Below are 17,246 nucleotides of genomic sequence, written 5' to 3' on the forward strand. Positions count from 1 at the left end.
CGCCCTCCTCTTTCTGCTGTCACGCTTCGATGGATCAGAAGCGCTGGGTGTACTTCATGTAGTAGTAACGACCGATGTCGAAGCCACCGTAGTAGGAGAAGCTCGAGTTCGGCTGGCTGTACATGACCGGGCCTTCGTGGTTGAACACGTTGTTGGCACCGACCGAGACAGTGGCCTGCCACGGCAGGGTGTAACGCACCTGCACATCGTGGAAGGTGTTCGAACCGACCTTGCGGGTCGGCTGGCCCAGGGTATAGGCCGAGTTGAAGTCAGGCAGGTTGCACTCGGTGTCGTAGGAGCACGGCTCCTTCATGCTCGAGTAGTAACGCACGGCCCAGTTGACGCCCAGGTTGCCCAGGCTCCAATCGACATTCAGGTTCGAACGGACGCGGAAGTTCGCACCCCAGTCGCCGGTTGCCCAGCTGGTGTGCTGCTCGACCGGAGTCTCGGCTTCGTTGTCGCGCTTGTACTCGAGGTAGTCGACGTAGGTGGTCTTCCAGTCAACCACGATCTTGCCGAAGGAGAACTCCGGCAGGCGGTACTTGATGCCCAGGTCGTAACCTGCGGTTTCCTGGTAACCACCGTTGATCAGGGTACGGGTAACGTCGACCACCTGGTTGACGGTGCGGCCTTCGGTACCGCGGCTGAAGCGGTCACACGCCGACGCCACGCCCAGCACGTAGCACTGGTTGAGGATCGAGGTCACCGACTCGGCGGCGATCACGTTGTCGATGCGGATCTTCCACCAGTCCAGGCTGACGTCCAGGCCCTGCACGAAGTTCGGGCTGTAGACCAGGCCAGCGGTCCAGGTCTTGGAGGTTTCCGGCTGCAGTTCCGGGTTGGAACCGGACTCGAAGGCGCTGTAGGACTGGGTGCCCGGGCCGGTCGACTGTGCGCCACCGGAGGTGATCTGGCGGAAGTTCGCCGGAACGCCACGGGCGCCGCAGGCTGCGGCAACCGACGGGTTGCGCGACGCCGAACCGAAGCTGCTGTCGCACGGATCGGTGTAGGCGTCGAAGGTCTGCGAGGTGCCGCCGTACATGTTGGCGATGTTCGGCGCGCGGAAGCCCGTCGAATAGGTCGCACGCACCAGCAGGTCGTCGATCGGCTTCCACTTCAGGCCGAACTTGCTGTTGATGGTGTCGCCGAAGGTGTTGTAGTCCGAATAGCGACCGGCCATGTCGAGCGACAGTTCCTTGGCGAACGGCATGTCGGCCAGCACCGGCACGTTCAGTTCGACGTAGAACTCGTCGAGCTTGTAGCTGCCCTTGGTCGGCGCGCCGGCCAGGTCGGTGCTCAGGCCCGACTGCAGCAGTGCATCCGGGTTGTACTCACCGCTTTCCTGGCGGTGCTCGTAACCGGCGGCGATAGCCAGGTCACCGGCCGGCAGCGTGAACAGCGAACCGGAGATGTTGGCGCTGTAAGCCTTGGTGGTGTTGGTGTAGGTGTCGTGGCTCGGCAGGAACAGGTAGGCCTGCAGTGCCGGGTCAGCCAGCGAACCGTTGCCGGTGGAGCCGTACGGTGCGAGCGGGTTCCACGGGGTGCAACCGGCGATCACCTTGCCCGGGGTGCCGCAACGGGCAACGTCGCCGTCCATGAAGGACGGGCCGACGGCGTTCTGCACGTTCGGGATGAACAGGTTGCCGGTGCCGGTCTTGACGCCCTTGTTCTGGTTGTAGACGTAGCCTACGTCCCAGTCCCAGAACTTGTCGGCGAACTCGAACGAACCTTCCAGGCCGGCCGAGAAGCGGAAGGTTTCCTGCTCGGATTCGGTCTGGCGCGGGAACTCGGAGGTGCGACGGATGAAGTTCGCGTCCTTGCCCAGCGGGTTGTAGATGCTGTCGGCCGACAGCGGGGTGCCGTAGACCTCGGACTGGTACGGGTAGCCGGCAATCTGCGAGGTCGCGGTGCGCTTGGTGTACAGCACGTTCGCGGTGGCGCGGATGTTGTCGGTCAGGTCGTAGTTGCCGTTGGCAAAGACCGAGCGACGGGTCAGCTTGTTCTGCAGCCACATTTCCTGGCTGGCATTGGTGTAGTCGGCGGTGCCGAACTCACGGAAGTCGCCCATGCCGTTGCCGGCACCGGTATTGGCACGGGTGTACCAGATATCGTCGTTGGCGTCCTTCGGGGTACCCATGTCGTCGATCAGCACGCCCTGGTTCGACGCCGGCGACCAGCCATTGGCATCGTCGTCGGTCGGGAACGGGTGGAAGCGGCCGTTCGGGTAGCGGCTGAAGGAACGATCCTTGGCCTTGACCTCGTCTTCCTTGCTGTACTCAGCGCCGAAGGTGATCGAACCGCGCTCACCGGTCTGGCCGTAGACGAAGTTGTAGACCTGCTTCTGGCCGTCGCCCTGGCCGTACTGGCCACCGTAGACGCTGGCTTCCAGGCCGTCGAAATTCTTGCGGGTGATGATGTTGACCACGCCGGCGATGGCGTCGGAACCATAGATGGCCGATGCACCGTCGGTCAGCACTTCGATGCGTTCCACGACCGAGGTCGGGATCGAGGCCAGGTCGGTGTAGCCGCCGGTGCTGGTGCCCATGCGCTTGCCGTCCAGCAGCACCAGGGTGCGCTCCGGGCCGAGGTTGCGCAGGTCGACGTACTGGCCGCCGACTTCTTCGCCCGAAGACAGGGCATCGGCGCGGCTGATCGCCGGCGAACCGGTCGCCGACAGGTTCTGCACGATGTCGGCAACGCTGGTGAAGCCCTGCTTTTCAATGTCGGCGCGCTGCAGCGCGATCACCGGCTGCGCGGTTTCCATGCTCGCCTGGCGGATGCGCGAACCAGTGACCGAAATGCGGTCCAGGTCGGTCGTGCCGCCGGCAGCTGCGTCCTGCGCCGAAGCGAAGGACGGTGCCAAGGCAAGCGCAATGCCGGCCGGCAACAAGCCGAGCCGCACTGCAGGAATACGAACGTTCATCAATCTCTCCAAGGTACGTGTTAGTAGCGTGTTAAAACGCCGTAGCACGTTACGATTGCGTTGCAGCGCTGTATTTGCGCGACACAACCGGAGACTTTGCGGAGTGTGGCGGAAGCTGCCCGTCATTCTCGCGGAAGCGTGAGGCGGACTGGCCGTAGCGGGCGCGGAAGGCACGCGCGAAACTGCAGCAGTTGTCAAAACCGCTGGCGGCAGCCACTTCGCCGACCATCATGTCGGTATCGCGCAGCAGGTCGGCCGCGCGCTCGAGGCGCAACCGTGCCGAAAGCGACTGCGGGCTTTCCTCGTACAGGCTCTGGAACGTCTTGGAGAGATACCAGCTGGAGAAGTTGGTCAGCTCGGCCAGTTCGCCGATGCGCACCACACGATGGCTGTTGCCTTCCAGATACAGGCGCGCGCGCTGCATGCGACCGAACACCTGGCGCTTGCGGCTGCGCGAGCGGCCCGGGCAACGCTGTACGTTGTCGGCCAGGCTGCGCTGCAGACCGGCCAGATGCAGCAGCAACGGGCGCAGCGCCTGCGCCGGATGACCAGTGGCCAGGGCGTCACGCCACAGGCGCAGCGCAACCCGCGCATCAGCGCGGTTCATCTGGCCACGACCGGCGTACAGGCCGCAGTCGGCCATTTCGGTCAGCACGCGCAGCGCTTCCACGTTCAGGTTCATGCCCACGCACAAGCCGTTGCGTCCGGCCTGGACCAGTGGCCTGGACTCCTTCTCGAACGCGATCCACTCGCCCTGGCGAAGCCGGAACCGCCCTTCCTTGGCTTCCACCCACGAGGTGCCGCGCACCTGCATCCAGACGCTGAAGCTGGTGCCGGCGGTCTGCAGGCTGCCGAGGCGGGCAACCCCCATGCAGGTCGGCGCGACATCGTCGATCGCCTTGTCCAGGGATACGGTTTGGCCACGATCGGCCAGCGAGAGTTGACGCATAGGGGCACCACGGATTTGCCAAGTACAGGCCTCCGTTTTGCCAAATGAGGTGGCAGCGCGTCAGGAAAGACTGCCGAGATCGCCACGAATTCGCGGCGAGATCGTCACGAAGAAATTACGAAGGCCCTTTCTCGTTCAAGATCAACAGCTTGGAAAATGCCGGGAACAGGGCGGGCGGTTGTTCGGGCAGTCGCATTACGCCGATGTCGGCACCATCGCTGATGGCCAGGGCCAGGTACAGGTTGCTTCCGTCGGCACTGGCGCTCAGTCCATTGCCCGCGCTCAACCGCTGGGCGTCCAGGCAGCGCTCCGCTTCTTCGCGTCCGGACTGGATACGGACCAGGGTCGTGCCACAGCTGGCACTGCTGCCGAGGTAGTCGATGCTGCCGTTGCCGGCCACCGTCCAGGTGCGATAGCGCCAGCGGCTGGGTCGGTCCTCACTGACCTGCTGCACGCTGCCGGGGGTCAACGCCGCGTCCACCGACCACAGCCCACCGGCTGCCAGCCGGGTGAACAGCACCCGCCCGGTGCTGCGGTCGAAACGCGCCTGCGACACCCCCTCCAGGCTGGCCAACCGCCGCCATGGCTGCACGCTGCGGTCGAACAGGCTCAAGCGGGTGTGCTGGTCGGCATCACGTTCGACCACCAGCAGCTGCTCCGCGTCTGCGCCGTACAACGCCTGCAATGGCTGATCGGCGGGGACCGGAAGCCGCTGAAGTTGTTCATCGCGCGGTGCGATCTCGTAGACAACCGCTTCGCCATGCTCATCGCGGCCGACCACCAGCAGATGCCGGCTGTCGGCCGACCAGTCCGGCGCCTGCCGTGCCTCTGGCTTCAGTCCTTCGATCGGCCGCAGCGACTCCGGCCGCTGCATGTCGGCCCACCACAGGGCGAAGCTGCCGGAACGATCGGAACTGAACACCAGTTGCCGCCCATCCGGTGCCACCATCGGTTGCCCGTCGCGGCCACTGGAGGCGAACAGGCGCTCACCGGCACCGCCCTGCGCGGGCATCCTGAACACCCCGAACTGCGCGCGCCGATGCACGAACGCCAGCATGTCGCCGCGGCGGGACACTGCCGGCCACTGCGCATCGTCGAGCCCGGCGTCGCGCAGCGTGCGGCGCTCGACGTCGAGGTAGTACAGGCGTGCTTCGCTGTCCACGCGGCGACCGAACACGATATGCCGGCCGTCACCCAGCCACGCCCAACCACGCAGCTCGGCCGATTCGGTGGTCAACTGCTCGGGCGTACCGCCACTGGCAGGCATACGCCACAGGTCGCCCAGCTGTGGGTTGCGGACAAACACCAGCCATCGGCCATCCGGGGAATAGCGCGGGGCGTAGTCGAAATCATCCTCGTCGACCGCGTAATCAAGCGCACGCCATTGGCCGGTGGCCAGATCCAGCACGCGGATGCCGCGATGGGCATAGCGACCGACCATGCTGCCGAAGACCAGGCCACGGCCATCGGGCGTCCAGTCGAAACTGAGCAGCTCGGTGCCGTCGCAGCGCGTGGCCTGGCGCACGGCGCCGCCGGTGGCGCTGGCGATCAGCACCTGGCAGCTGGCATCGGCGCCAAAGCGGGCGAAGGCGATTTCGCGGCCATCGGGCGACCAGTTCGGGAAACGGTCGCTGGCACCCGACGGCGGCGAAAGCAGCTGGCGCGCAGGGGCGTTGCCGGAGGTCTGCACCTTGATGGCGTTGCCGCCGGTGCCATCGTCGTTGGCGCCTTCGTAGGCGACCTGCGATCCATCAGGCGAAAGTGTGGGATAGGTCTCAAAACCGGCCGTCGCGGTAATCAATCGATACGGCCGCTCCGGACTCCCGATCACCCGCGTGCCGTTCTCCACTGCCGCATCCACCGGGGAATTCACCGGCGCCGGGCGGTGCAGCAGCAGTACGCTCAACACCACCAGCGCAAGCAGCATCGCCACGCCCAGTGCCAGCAACAGGCGACGACGCCAACGGCGCCAGCGGCGGCTTCCGCGATCAACCACCGGCGCGCCGCCGGTGGTCACCGCCTCCGGCGCAGGCGGTGGCGATGCGGTCGAGTCCTCTGCAACGGCGATCGCATCGGTCTCGTGGTCCGCCAGCGGTTGCACCGGCACAAGCAGGCGGTAACCGGTCTTGGCGATGGTCTCGATGTAGGCCTGGCCGTTGTCATCGTCGACGCTGAACGCCTTGCGCAGCTGGGTGACAGCCTGGGTCAGCACATCATTGGTCGGCAGCGTGTCCGGCCACACTTCGGCGAACAGCTCGTCACGGGTCACCACCCGCCCCGGCTGCCGCATCAACACGCGCAGCACGCCCAGCGACTTGGGCGTCAAACGGCGTGTACGGCGGGCACCGGCAACTTCAACCTCACGCGAGGACAAAGTAACGATGCACTCGCCGACGCGGACGCGGTCGGATTCAGGCGGCTGGATTTCGCTGTTGATCATTCGTTGCTATGGGGCTGAAACAGGCCGCAAACACTGTTCACCATCGATCCCTTCCCATCCTTGGCACAGCAAGAAGCCAGATTCCGCACAAAGCATCGGCGCATACCGCAAAAAAAACGAAGCCTCCGGATATTAGCCTATGCGAGTTACCTCGCCTATCGCGTGGTCGACATCAGGCTCTCTCTCGCCGACGCATTCACATAATACGCATCATCATTCGCGCCCTTCTGGGCGCGATATTTTTATCTGGCGTTCATTTTCAGAAGCGTTTCAGCATGGTCAGGCCAACCAGCCGCGAAACCACCAACGCTACGTACATGACGCCGGAAAACTGCTCCAGCATTACCAGCGCGCGGGCCTGCGGATGCAGCGGCACGACGTCGCTGAGACCCACCCCCGACAATAAGCTGAAGCTCAGATAAAGCAGCTCCATCCACGTGCGCTGCGCCCCGCCATTGGCGCCCTGGAAACTGCCCGGATACCACTGCTGACATACGGCAAAGGTAAAAGCGAATGCCCATGCCAGCAGAGTGAACGTGGCACCGGCGGCGAACAGCTCGTCGCGCGTCACTTTGTGGTCCTGCAGCATGTAAGCGATCAGCGCACCGGCGGTGTAGAAATACAGCAGGCTTTCCAGCAGTTGCGCGGTGATGCCCAGTGCAGGCCGATCAAGCAGGGCCGCCGAAAGGGAAAACACCACCGCCGGGATGGCCAGCACCAACGCCAGCCATGTCCCCAGCGGGCTGCGCTGCACCACCCACAGTGCCAGGCCGAGCACGGCCATGCCGAACACGCCCACTGCCGCGCGCCCGGCAGCGGTTTCGTCCAACGCCGGGTACAGCAGTACCGACAGCAGCTGTGCGCCGAGCAGCCAGGCCGAGGGATGACGGCGGGCGATGGCCAGCCAGCGGGTGGTGACGGCAATGGGCATGGTTCCGTGTCCCCGGGGAACGATGGGGCGAGGATAGCGGCATGTCGGTGAGATGGGTGACTGGACGGTGCCGGGCATGACCCGGCACTACCCATCTGCGATCAGCCCTGCTGGTACACCTCGGCGCCGGCCGCCCGGAACTGCTCGGACTTTTCCTGCATGCCCTTCTCGGCGTACTCGCGCACGTCCTGGGTGATCTTCATCGAACAGAAATGCGGGCCGCACATCGAACAGAAGTGGGCCAGCTTGTGCGCGTCCTTGGGCAGGGTCTCGTCGTGGAATTCCTTGGCCTTCTCCGGGTCCAGGCCGAGGTGGAACTGGTCTTCCCAGCGGAATTCGAAGCGTGCCTTGCTCAGCGCGTTGTCACGCACCTGCGCACCCGGATGCCCCTTGGCCAGGTCAGCAGCATGGGCGGCGATGCGATAGGCCATGATGCCGTCGCGTACGTCCTGCCGGTTGGGCAGGCCCAGATGCTCCTTCGGCGTGACGTAGCAGAGCATGGCAGTGCCGAACCAACCGATCATCGCCGCACCGATCGCGCTGGTGATGTGGTCATAGCCCGGCGCGATGTCGGTGGTCAGCGGACCGAGCGTGTAGAACGGCGCCTCGCCGCACTCGCGCAGCTGCTTGTCCATGTTTTCCTTGATCAGCTGCATCGGCACATGGCCGGGGCCTTCGATCATGGTCTGTACGTCGTGCTTCCACGCAATCTTCGTCAACTCGCCCAGCGTCTCCAGCTCGCCGAACTGTGCCGCATCGTTGGCATCGGCGATGCAACCAGGACGCAGGCCATCACCCAGCGAGAAGGTCACGTCGTAGGCCTTCATGATTTCGCAGATGTCTTCGAAATGGGTGTAGAGGAAGTTCTCCTTGTGGTGGGCCAGGCACCACTTGGCCATGATCGAGCCGCCGCGGCTGACGATGCCGGTAACCCGCCTGGCAGTGAGTGGCACATAGCGCAGCAGCACCCCGGCATGAATGGTGAAGTAGTCCACGCCCTGCTCTGCCTGTTCGATCAGGGTGTCGCGGAAGATCTCCCAGGTCAGCGCTTCGGCGCGGCCGTCGACTTTTTCCAGCGCCTGGTAGATCGGCACCGTACCGATCGCCACCGGCGAATTGCGGATGATCCATTCGCGCGTTTCATGGATGTGCTTGCCGGTGGACAGGTCCATCACCGTGTCGCCGCCCCAGCGGATCGCCCACACCAGCTTTTCCACTTCCTCGGCAATGCCCGAGGACACCGCGCTGTTGCCGATGTTGGCGTTGATCTTGGTCAGGAAGTTGCGGCCGATGATCATCGGCTCGCTTTCCGGGTGATTGATGTTGTTGGGCAGCACCGCACGGCCGCGGGCGATTTCTTCGCGCACGAATTCCGGGGTGATGATCTGCTGGATCGACGCACCGAATGCCTCGCCAGGATGCTGCTGCAGCAGTGCGGCATCGCGGATCGCTTCCAGCCGCTGGTTTTCGCGGATTGCCACGAATTCCATTTCCGGGGTGATGATGCCGCGGCGCGCATAGTGCATCTGGGTGACGTTGGCGCCGGCCCGCGCGCGACGTGGCAGGCTGCGCGCGGGAAAACGCACCGGGTCCAGCTTCGGATCATGTTCGCGCGCGCGGCCGAACGAGGAGCTGAGGCCGTCGAGCTGCTCGGTGTCGTTGCGCTCCTCCACCCAGCCACGGCGCAGTGCCGGCAGGCCCGTAGACAGGTCGATGCGCACGTCCGGATCGGTGTACGGGCCGGAGGTGTCGTAGACGGTGACCGGTGCGTTCTCTTCGCCGCCGAACACGGTCGGCGTGCGGGTCAGCGCGATCTCGCGCATGGGCACCTGCAGGTCCGGGCGCGAGCCAGGCACGTGGATCTTGCGCGAGCCGGGAATGGGCCGGGTCACGGATTCGGAGAGTTGCTGGGCCTGTTGCTGCAGGGCGGAGAGCTGTGCGTTCATCGGGCATCGTCCAGGAAGGTCAGGGACGAAGCGGCGGCGCACTGCACCCGCGCACGGACGGCACCAAGGCGCTCCCTGGGCAGGTTCCGGGTACGGCTGCATTGCAAAGCTTCCCTACGCCGGTATGAGCCGGATCAGGTTCCAAGGGACTATCTCAACCGTGGCCACAAGGCCGCGGTACCCCCGCTTCTTGGTGGGCATTAGAGCATAGAAACCACTCGACCTCCTGCCCGTTCATCCACGCAGGGCGCAGATCTGCCGCACCCGCGTTAACAGAACCGTGACGTCGCATTCAGTAACGTGCACGCGCGCCGCACCGTTGCACGTGGCGCTTTCCCTGCCGCCATCGCGGTGCCTGTCCGGTGCGCGCACACTGTCGCCGGCCTGCTCCCTGCAAGCTTTCGCTCGCTCCCCTCATTCCCTTGATCGGAGAAGCTCCTTCATGGTGTTTCGCATTTCCATCGCACTGGTGCTTGTCCTGGTGCTGCTGGCCGGCCTCGCGCCCGGCCCCTTCAATACCGTCGTGCAGGCGGCGCTGGCTGATGTCATCCGCAGCGTCGGTTGGCTGTACCTGCTGGTGGTATTCCTGGCGCTGGTGTTCCTGATGTACCTGGCCTTCGGCCGCTTCGGCAACCTGCGCATCGGTGGCGAAGACGCTGAACCCGAATTTTCGCGCGCCAGCTGGATGTCGATGCTGTTCGCCGCCGGCATGGGCATCGGCCTGGTGTTCTGGGGCGCCGCCGAGCCGATCTCGCACTTCACCAAGCCACCTGAAGGCCTTGAACCGCAAAGCATGGATGCCGCGCGTGCATCGATGCGTTATGCGTTCTTCCACTGGGGCCTGCATCCGTGGGCGATCTATGCACTGATCGGCCTGGCGATGGCCTGGTTCCAGTTCAACCGCAATGGACGCGGGCTGGTCAGCGATATGCTGCAGCCGATCATCGGCCGCCACCATCGCGGCTGGATCGGCCGTGTCGTCAACATCGCGGCGGTGGTCGCCACGGCGATCGGCGTGGCGACGACGCTCGGCTTCGGCACCATCCAGATCGCTGCAGGCGTGGAGCGTGTATTTGGCCTGCAGGCGACTGTACCGGTGCAGATGACCATCATCGCCATTGCCTTCGTGCTGTACATGGCCTCGACCGCCAGCGGTGTGGAGCGCGGCGTGAAGTGGCTGTCCAACTTCAACCTGGCACTGGCTGCATTGCTGGCCGCGACCGTACTTGTGCTGGGGCCGACTGGATTCATCTTCGATACGTTCACCACCACACTGGGTTCCTACCTAAACCAGTTGGTGACCATGAGCCTGCGCATGTCGCCGTTCTCCGGCAGCACGTGGGTGGCCGACTGGACGATCTTCTACTGGGCGTGGTGGATTTCGTGGGCCCCGTTCGTGGGTTCCTTCATCGCGCGCATCTCGCGCGGCCGCAGCGTGCGCGAGTTCGTGATCGGCGTTGTTCTGGCACCGACCCTGCTGGGCTTCTTCTGGTTCGCCGTGTTCGGCGGAACGGCATTGTGGGCGCAGATCTTCGGCCACGCCGACCTTGTGCAGGCACTGGGCAATGGCTATGAGACGGTGCTGTTCACCCTGTTCGACAGCCTGCCGGCGTCGCTGATGCTGTCGGCGGTGGCGTTGGTGCTGTTGATGATCTTCTTCGTGACCTCGGCCGATTCGGCGGTGCTGGTACTGGCCAGCATGTCCACCGACGAAGCCGGAGATCCGCCGCTGAAGCGCAAGCTGGCGTGGGGCATCGCGGTAGCGTTGATTGCGGCGGCATTGCTGCTCGCGGGCGGACTGGATGCGTTGCAGGGCATGATCACGATTGCGGCGTTGCCGTTCGCGCTGCTGATGGTGCTGGTGATGGTGTCGCTGTACCGGGTACTGGACCAGGAATACACGCGCGAGCGGCGGCAGGCGCAGCGCCAGCGGCGCATGATCGATGCGTGGATCGCACGCGAGATGGCGGCGCAGGAAGAGACCCTGGCGGAGGCGGCACGCGCGCAGGATCAGGATTGAGGGTGTTTTGCAGCCAGCGGCTGCACCGCTTTTTTTCAAGCAACTGCAAGTGCAACTTCAAAAGCCAAGGCGGCTCTGAGTTGTTGCTTGCCTGGCAGGAAGGGGACAGATGGCGGGACACGCCGCAAGTACGTCCCTGTAGGCTCGTCCACGGCATCCATGCCGTGGACGGTCCCGCCATCGGCCCCCCGCCTCCGACAATTTCCCGGTGACGGTTGGTGGATCCACGCCATGCGTGGATGAGGTGTATCGGAAAACAAGGAGGGGTCGGATCCGTTTTCCAAAGGAAAACGGATCCGACCCCAACACACAGCGCGCGGCTGTTGCTGTTGCCTTTGCTTTTGATCTTCTTCTTTCTCTTACTGCGGTGGCGGCCACAGGAAACTGTCCGTGGCCGGGCGGGTGGGTTGGCTGGGGCGTGAGCCGCATGGATGCGGCGACCGAGCCTACAGGGACGTATTCACGGCGGCCCCCAGACAATCCACCCGCCCGGCCAAACCCAGCATTACGGAATCCACCGCAGAGGGGGCTCAGCCCGGTGGCCGGGAAACCTCAATACCCCGCCGCCTGCCCATCCTTGCGGCTCTCCGACGCGCCGTAGTACACGCCCGTTTCCGGATCACGCAGGATCGCCTGATAACCACCATACGGACCATCGGCGAACACCACCCGATGCCCCTTGCGCATCAGCGCCCGCACCGTCTCGTACGGGAACCCGGTTTCCAGATTGACCTCGCCACCATCAGTCATCGCCGTCGCCTGCCCGGTCGGTTCGGTCGATCCCTCATGCTGGATGCGGGGGGCATCACCGGCCTCCTGCAGGTTCATGCCGAAGTCCACCAGGTTCATCACGATCTGTGCGTGCCCCTGCGGCTGCATCGCACCACCCATCACCCCGAAGCTTGCATAAGGCTTGCCGCCCTTGGTGATGAAGGCCGGAATGATGGTCTGGAAGGGACGCTTGCCCGGTGCGTAACCGTTGGGATGGTTCTTCTGCAGCACGAACATCTCGCCGCGATCCTGCAGGATGAAGCCCAGCCCCGGCGGGGCCATGCCGCTGCCCATGCCGCGGTAGTTGGACTGGATCAGTGACACCATCATGCCGTCGGCATCGGCCACGGTCATGTAGATCGTGTCGCCCTCTTCCAGCTGCTTGGGCGTACCCGGCTGTACTTCCTTCAGCGCCTTGTCCATCGAGACCAGCGCGCGACGCTGCGCTGCGTACTCCTTGGAGATCAGCTTCTGTACCGGCGCCGGCTGGAAGGCCATGTCGGCGTAGAAGCGCGCACGGTCGGCGAAGGCCAGCTTCTTGGCTTCCACGAACAGATGCACGTGCTCGGGTGAGCCGAACGGAATCTTCGAGAAGTCGTAGCCTTCCAGTACGTTGAGGATCTGCAGCGCGGCGATGCCCTGGCTGTTGGGCGGCAGTTCCCACAGGTCGTAGCCGCGGTAGTTGCTGCTGACCGGCTCGACCCACTCGCCATGATGGTCGGCCATGTCCTGGTAGCTCAGGTAGCCACCGTTCTTCTTGAAGTAATCGCCGATGGTGCGGGCGATGTCGCCCTTGTAGAAAGCATCACGGCCGCCGTCGGCGATCTTCTGCAGGGTGTCGGCAAGGTTGGGGTTCTTCCACATCTCGCCCTTGCGCGGCGCGTGGCCATCGATCGTGAACTGTTCCTTGAAACCCGGATACTGCGACAGCTTCGGCACCGAGCGATCCCAGTAATAGGCAATCACTTCGGCAACGGGATGACCGTCGCGCGCGTAGCGGATGGCCGGGGCCAGGTTGTCGGCCATCGGCTTGCGGCCGAAGCGCTCGTGCAGCGCGAACCAGCCATCAACCGCGCCCGGCACCGATACCGGCAGCGGGCCGGTCGCGGGGATCTCCTTCAGGCCACGACGCTGGAACTCGGCCAGGGTGAGCGACTTCGGCGAACGGCCCGAGCCGTTGTAGCCGTAGAGCTTCTGCGTCTTCGGGTCCCACACGATGGCGAACAGGTCGCCGCCGACGCCATTGCCAGTGGGCTCCATCAACCCCAGCGCTGCGTTGGCCGCAATGGCGGCATCGACGGCCGAGCCACCGGCCTTCATCACGTCCAGCGCGATCTGGGTAGCCAGCGGCTGCGAGGTGGCGGCCATCGCATGCGGGGCGATCACCTCCGAACGGGTGGCGAAGGTGTGGCCGGTAATGCGGTCGGCGGCCTGGGACAGCATGGGCACGGCAGCCAGCACGGCAGCTGCCAGCAGGGAACGGGCAAGACGTCGGGACACGGTCAGGTTCCGAGGGAAGGGGTGGTGACCCGATCTTCGCCGCTACCGCGACCGGGGGCCATCGGGCATAGGTCATGGGGCGCTTCATGGAGCCACGGGCGCCATTGCCACGAACGCATCGCAATGCGCGCCGAATCTCCCGCGGCACCTGAGGGCGCTGCACTCCCCGGCGAGCGCAGCTGGTATCGCCGGAATCCGCGCAAAAAACCCGTTGAAAAGAGTGAATTCGGGTTCACCGAAACACTTTCAGCAGCAACCATCCTTGTGCCACAAGCGATTGCACTGCATGCAGCGGAAACTGACGGAAATAGTGCTACGAGGGTTGACACGGCGGAAATGGCTGTGTTTTTCTCGATCACATGTTGCATCACAACACACCACCGCGAACCCACATCGAAGCCGTCGATACCGGCGCCGCCTCGCTGCGTTCGATTCTTGTGCTCGTACTTATTACCCAACCAACAGGTGCGGGACGAGCCAGCGTGTAAGCAACAAACACACCGGAACTCTTCAAAAACCCGCACCCGCCCAGGTGCGGGTTTTTTCATTTCAGGACCTGGTTTCAGACGCAACCACCATGACCACCGCCTCCTCCACAATCTGGACCTGCTGCACCACGAACTCTCGTGGTGGCAGTACCTGTGCGATGCGCGGCGTTGCCCTCGCCACTTTTCCCTGACCGGCCGGTACGTCGCTTCGACTGCCGGCCGTCTTTTTTCTTCCCACCCGCAAGGAACCTCCCCCATGAGCACCAACGAACTGCCCCAGACCAAGATCGCCGTCATCGGCTACGGCAGCCAGGGCCGCGCGCACGCGCTGAACCTGCGTGAATCCGGCTTCGATGTGGTGGTAGGCCTGCGTCCGGGCGGCCCCACCGAGGTCAAGGCACAGGCCGATGGCTTCACCGTGAAGGCACCGGCCGATGCGGTGAAGGATGCCGACCTGGTCGCGGTACTGACCCCGGACATGGTGCAGAAGAAGCTGTACGAGGACGTGCTGGCGTCGAACATGAAGCAGGGCGCGGTGCTGCTGTTCGCGCATGGTCTGAATGTGCACTTCGACATGATCAAGCCGCGCGAAGACCTGGACGTCGTGCTGGTCGCACCGAAGGGCCCGGGTGCACTGGTCCGTCGCGAATATGAAATCGGCCGCGGTGTGCCATGCATCTGGGCGGTCTACCAGGACAAGAGCGGCAAGGCCGCCGAGTACGCGCTCGCCTATGCGGCCGGCCTGGGTGGTGCGCGCGCCAACCTGATCCAGACCACCTTCAAGGAAGAAACCGAAACCGATCTGTTCGGCGAGCAGGCGGTGCTGTGCGGCGGCGCTTCGGCACTGGTGCAGGCGGGCTTCGAGACGCTGGTCGAAGCCGGTTACCAGCCGGAAATCGCCTACTACGAAGTGCTGCACGAACTGAAGCTGATCGTCGACCTGTTCTACGAAGGCGGCATCTCGCGGATGCTGGAGTTCATCTCCGAGACCGCGCAGTACGGCGACTACGTCAGCGGCCCGCGGGTGATCGACGCCGGTACCAAGGCGCGCATGAAGGAAGTGCTGAAGGACATCCAGGACGGCACCTTCACCAAGAACTGGGTGGCCGAGTACGAAGCGGGCCTGCCGAACTACAACAAGTTCAAGCAGGCCGACCTGGAGCACCCGATCGAGAAGGTAGGCAAGGAACTGCGCGCCAAGATGGTCTGGTTGCAAGGTCAAGCCGCGTAACAACGCGGCACCCCCACCCGCTCTGCAAGGTTCCCCCATGAACTCTCCCACACACCGCAGCGCGCCGCCCAACGGCGCGCGCTGGCTGACCCAGGCGCTGGAGGCCGAGGGTGTCCGTACGCTGTTCGGCTATCCGGGCGGCACCATCATGCCGTTCTACGACGCGCTGGTGGATTCGTCGCTGAAGCACATCCTGGTGCGCCATGAGCAGGGCGCTGCACTGGCCGCCAACGGCTTTGCGCGCGCCAGTGGCCAGGTCGGCGTCTGCGTGGCGACCTCCGGGCCGGGCGCCTCGAACCTGGTCACCGGCATCGCCGATGCGATGCTCGATTCGGTGCCGATGGTCTGCATCACCGGCCAGGTCGCCACGCCGCTGCTGGGCACCGATGCGTTCCAGGAACTGGACGTGTTCGGCCTGACGATGCCGATCGTCAAGCACAGCTGGCTGGTGCGCAGCGTCGATGACCTGCCGCGCGTGGTGGCCGATGCTTTCCGCATCGCCCGCGAAGGCCGTCCCGGCCCGGTGCTGATCGATCTGCCCAAGGACGTGCAGCTGGCCGATGCCAGCCACCTGCCGGCGCATGTGCCGGCCAATGTGGAACCGCCGCCAGCCCCTGCCGACGCGGCCATCGCCGAGGCCATCGCGGCGCTGGCGGCGGCCGAGAAGCCGGTGGTCTACGCCGGTGGTGGCATCGCCCTGGGCGATGCCGTGCAGGACCTGCGCGAATTCGTCGAAGCCAGCGCCATCCCCACCGTGATGACCCTGCGTGGGCTGGGCGCGCTGCCTCCCCAGCACCCGCAGTCGCTGGGCATGCTGGGCATGCACGGCACCCGCGCGGCGAACATGGCCGTGCAGGAAAGCGATCTGCTGCTGGTGCTGGGTGCGCGCTTCGATGATCGGGCGACCGGCAAGCTGGCCGAGTTCGCACCGTTTGCCCGCGTGGTGCACATCGATGCCGATGCGTACGAGATCTCCAAGCTGCGCAGCGCTGATGTCGCCGTGCCCGGCAACGTCGGCCACGCCATCCGCGCCCTGCGTGCGGCCTTCCCCTCCCCCAAGGCCCACCAGGACGCATGGCGCAAGCGCTGCGCACAGCATCGCGATCGTTTCGCCGCGCGCTACGACGCACCCGGCCAGCACATCTACGCCCCGGCGCTGCTGAAGCGCCTGAGCGAACTGGCGCCGGCCGATACGGTGGTCGCCTGCGACGTCGGCCAGCACCAGATGTGGGTTGCGCAGCACTGCCGCTTCACTCATCCGCGCAACCACCTGACCAGCGGCGCACTGGGCACGATGGGCTTCGGCCTGCCAGCGGCGATGGGCGCGCAGTTCGCCTGCCCCGAGCGCACGGTGGTGCTGGTGTCCGGCGATGGCAGCTTCATGATGAACGTGCAGGAGCTGGCGACCATCGCCCGCTGCCGCCTGCCGGTGAAGATCATCCTGCTGGACAACAGTTCGCTGGGCATGGTGCGGCAGTGGCAGGAACTGTTCTTTGCCGAGCGTTACAGCGAGATCGACCTGTCCGACAACCCGGACTTCGTCGCCCTGGCCAAGGTGTTCGGCATCGCGGCCACGCGCATCGACGCACGTGATGACGTCGAAGGTGGCCTGGCCGCGCTGCTGGCCGAACCCGGCCCGGCCCTGCTGCACGTGGCCATCGATGCACGCGCGAACGTGTGGCCGCTGGTGCCGCCCAATACCGCCAACAGCACCATGCTGGAAAGCAACCCTGCACATGCACGCCAGGAGATCCCCAATGCAATACCGGCTTGACCTGGTGCTGCAACCGGCCGAGGGCGCGCTGCTGCGCGTGATCGGCATGGCCGAACGCCGCGGTTTCGCGCCGCGCGCGATCACCGGTGCGCCGGTGGCCGCCGATGATGGCCGTTGGCACCTGCAACTGGTGGTGGACAGCCAGCGCCCGCCGGAAACGCTGTGCCGGCAGATGGAAAAGATCTACGACTGCGTTTCGGTGCAGATGACCGCACTGGAAGGAGCATCCGCATGAATGCCCGTACCGTATGCAACACGGTGCCGGTACGGAGG

Annotated in this window: 10 protein-coding genes and 1 riboswitch; of the genes, 4 read left to right on the forward strand and 6 right to left on the reverse strand. The window is 64.9% G+C overall.

What is annotated here, in order from left to right:
* Positions 1-34 precede the first annotated feature (34 nt).
* The 5 genes from ACUXVE_RS06635 to thiC all read right to left on the reverse strand — a co-directional run bounded on the left by ACUXVE_RS06635 (position 35) and on the right by thiC (position 9,189).
* Entirely contained in the window at positions 35-2,923 is a 2,889-nt protein-coding gene (locus tag ACUXVE_RS06635) for a TonB-dependent receptor (RefSeq protein WP_177176989.1), read from the reverse strand.
* A gap of 49 nt (positions 2,924-2,972) precedes the next feature.
* A complete protein-coding gene (locus tag ACUXVE_RS06640; protein ID WP_445514058.1) occupies positions 2,973-3,872 on the reverse strand; it encodes a helix-turn-helix transcriptional regulator in 900 nt (299 codons plus the stop codon).
* A 115-nt stretch (positions 3,873-3,987) separates the two neighbouring features.
* Positions 3,988-6,312: a winged helix-turn-helix domain-containing protein gene (locus tag ACUXVE_RS06645; RefSeq protein ID WP_445514059.1), complete on the reverse strand. Its 2,325-nt coding sequence runs from the start codon at positions 6,310-6,312 to the stop codon at positions 3,988-3,990.
* Between the two features lie 259 nt (positions 6,313-6,571).
* Entirely contained in the window at positions 6,572-7,243 is a 672-nt protein-coding gene (locus ACUXVE_RS06650) for an ion channel (protein ID WP_093817951.1), read from the reverse strand.
* Between the two features lie 101 nt (positions 7,244-7,344).
* Positions 7,345-9,189, reverse strand: a complete 1,845-nt coding sequence (gene thiC / locus ACUXVE_RS06655; protein WP_222388415.1) for a phosphomethylpyrimidine synthase ThiC — start codon at positions 9,187-9,189, stop codon at positions 7,345-7,347.
* 93 nt (positions 9,190-9,282) lie between these two features.
* Positions 9,283-9,384, reverse strand: a riboswitch (TPP riboswitch).
* A gap of 247 nt (positions 9,385-9,631) precedes the next feature.
* Between thiC and ACUXVE_RS06660 the strand changes: the two genes are divergently transcribed.
* Positions 9,632-11,209 (forward strand): BCCT family transporter, encoded by a 1,578-nt coding sequence (locus tag ACUXVE_RS06660; protein WP_445514060.1) that lies wholly within the window; start codon positions 9,632-9,634, stop codon positions 11,207-11,209.
* Between the two features lie 552 nt (positions 11,210-11,761).
* Here ACUXVE_RS06660 and ggt read toward each other — a convergent pair.
* Entirely contained in the window at positions 11,762-13,423 is a 1,662-nt protein-coding gene (gene ggt / locus ACUXVE_RS06665) for a gamma-glutamyltransferase (RefSeq protein ID WP_093818215.1), read from the reverse strand.
* An 801-nt stretch (positions 13,424-14,224) separates the two neighbouring features.
* On the opposite strand from ggt, the gene ilvC reads away from it, so the two are divergent.
* From ilvC to ACUXVE_RS06680, 3 genes are read left to right on the forward strand one after another with little or no spacing between them, the layout of a single operon-like run.
* Entirely contained in the window at positions 14,225-15,199 is a 975-nt protein-coding gene (gene ilvC / locus ACUXVE_RS06670) for a ketol-acid reductoisomerase (RefSeq protein WP_025874152.1), read from the forward strand.
* Positions 15,200-15,236: 37 nt separating this feature from the next.
* A complete protein-coding gene (ilvG, locus tag ACUXVE_RS06675) occupies positions 15,237-16,973 on the forward strand; it encodes an acetolactate synthase 2 catalytic subunit (protein ID WP_059065039.1) in 1,737 nt (578 codons plus the stop codon).
* Positions 16,957-17,208, forward strand: coding sequence for an ACT domain-containing protein (locus tag ACUXVE_RS06680; RefSeq protein ID WP_025874150.1), 252 nt, complete (start codon positions 16,957-16,959; stop codon positions 17,206-17,208). Before ilvG ends, ACUXVE_RS06680 begins: the two co-directional genes overlap by 17 nt.
* Positions 17,209-17,246 lie beyond the last annotated feature (38 nt).

The sequence above is a fragment of the Stenotrophomonas sp. 3(2025) genome (assembly GCF_052665395.1).

Bases quoted from the DNA above. Each gene is read 5' to 3' on its own strand.
- ACUXVE_RS06660 (WP_445514060.1), top strand. From the start codon at position 9,632: ATGGTGTTTCGCATTTCCATCGCACTGGTGCTTGTCCTGGTGCTGCTG.
- ACUXVE_RS06635 (WP_177176989.1), bottom strand. From the start codon at position 2,923: ATGAACGTTCGTATTCCTGCAGTGCGGCTCGGCTTGTTGCCGGCCGGC.
- thiC (WP_222388415.1), bottom strand. From the start codon at position 9,189: ATGAACGCACAGCTCTCCGCCCTGCAGCAACAGGCCCAGCAACTCTCC.
- ilvG (WP_059065039.1), top strand. From the start codon at position 15,237: ATGAACTCTCCCACACACCGCAGCGCGCCGCCCAACGGCGCGCGCTGG.
- ACUXVE_RS06645 (WP_445514059.1), bottom strand. From the start codon at position 6,312: ATGATCAACAGCGAAATCCAGCCGCCTGAATCCGACCGCGTCCGCGTC.
- ACUXVE_RS06650 (WP_093817951.1), bottom strand. From the start codon at position 7,243: ATGCCCATTGCCGTCACCACCCGCTGGCTGGCCATCGCCCGCCGTCAT.
- ilvC (WP_025874152.1), top strand. From the start codon at position 14,225: ATGAGCACCAACGAACTGCCCCAGACCAAGATCGCCGTCATCGGCTAC.
- ACUXVE_RS06640 (WP_445514058.1), bottom strand. From the start codon at position 3,872: ATGCGTCAACTCTCGCTGGCCGATCGTGGCCAAACCGTATCCCTGGAC.
- ggt (WP_093818215.1), bottom strand. From the start codon at position 13,423: ATGCTGTCCCAGGCCGCCGACCGCATTACCGGCCACACCTTCGCCACC.
- ACUXVE_RS06680 (WP_025874150.1), top strand. From the start codon at position 16,957: ATGCAATACCGGCTTGACCTGGTGCTGCAACCGGCCGAGGGCGCGCTG.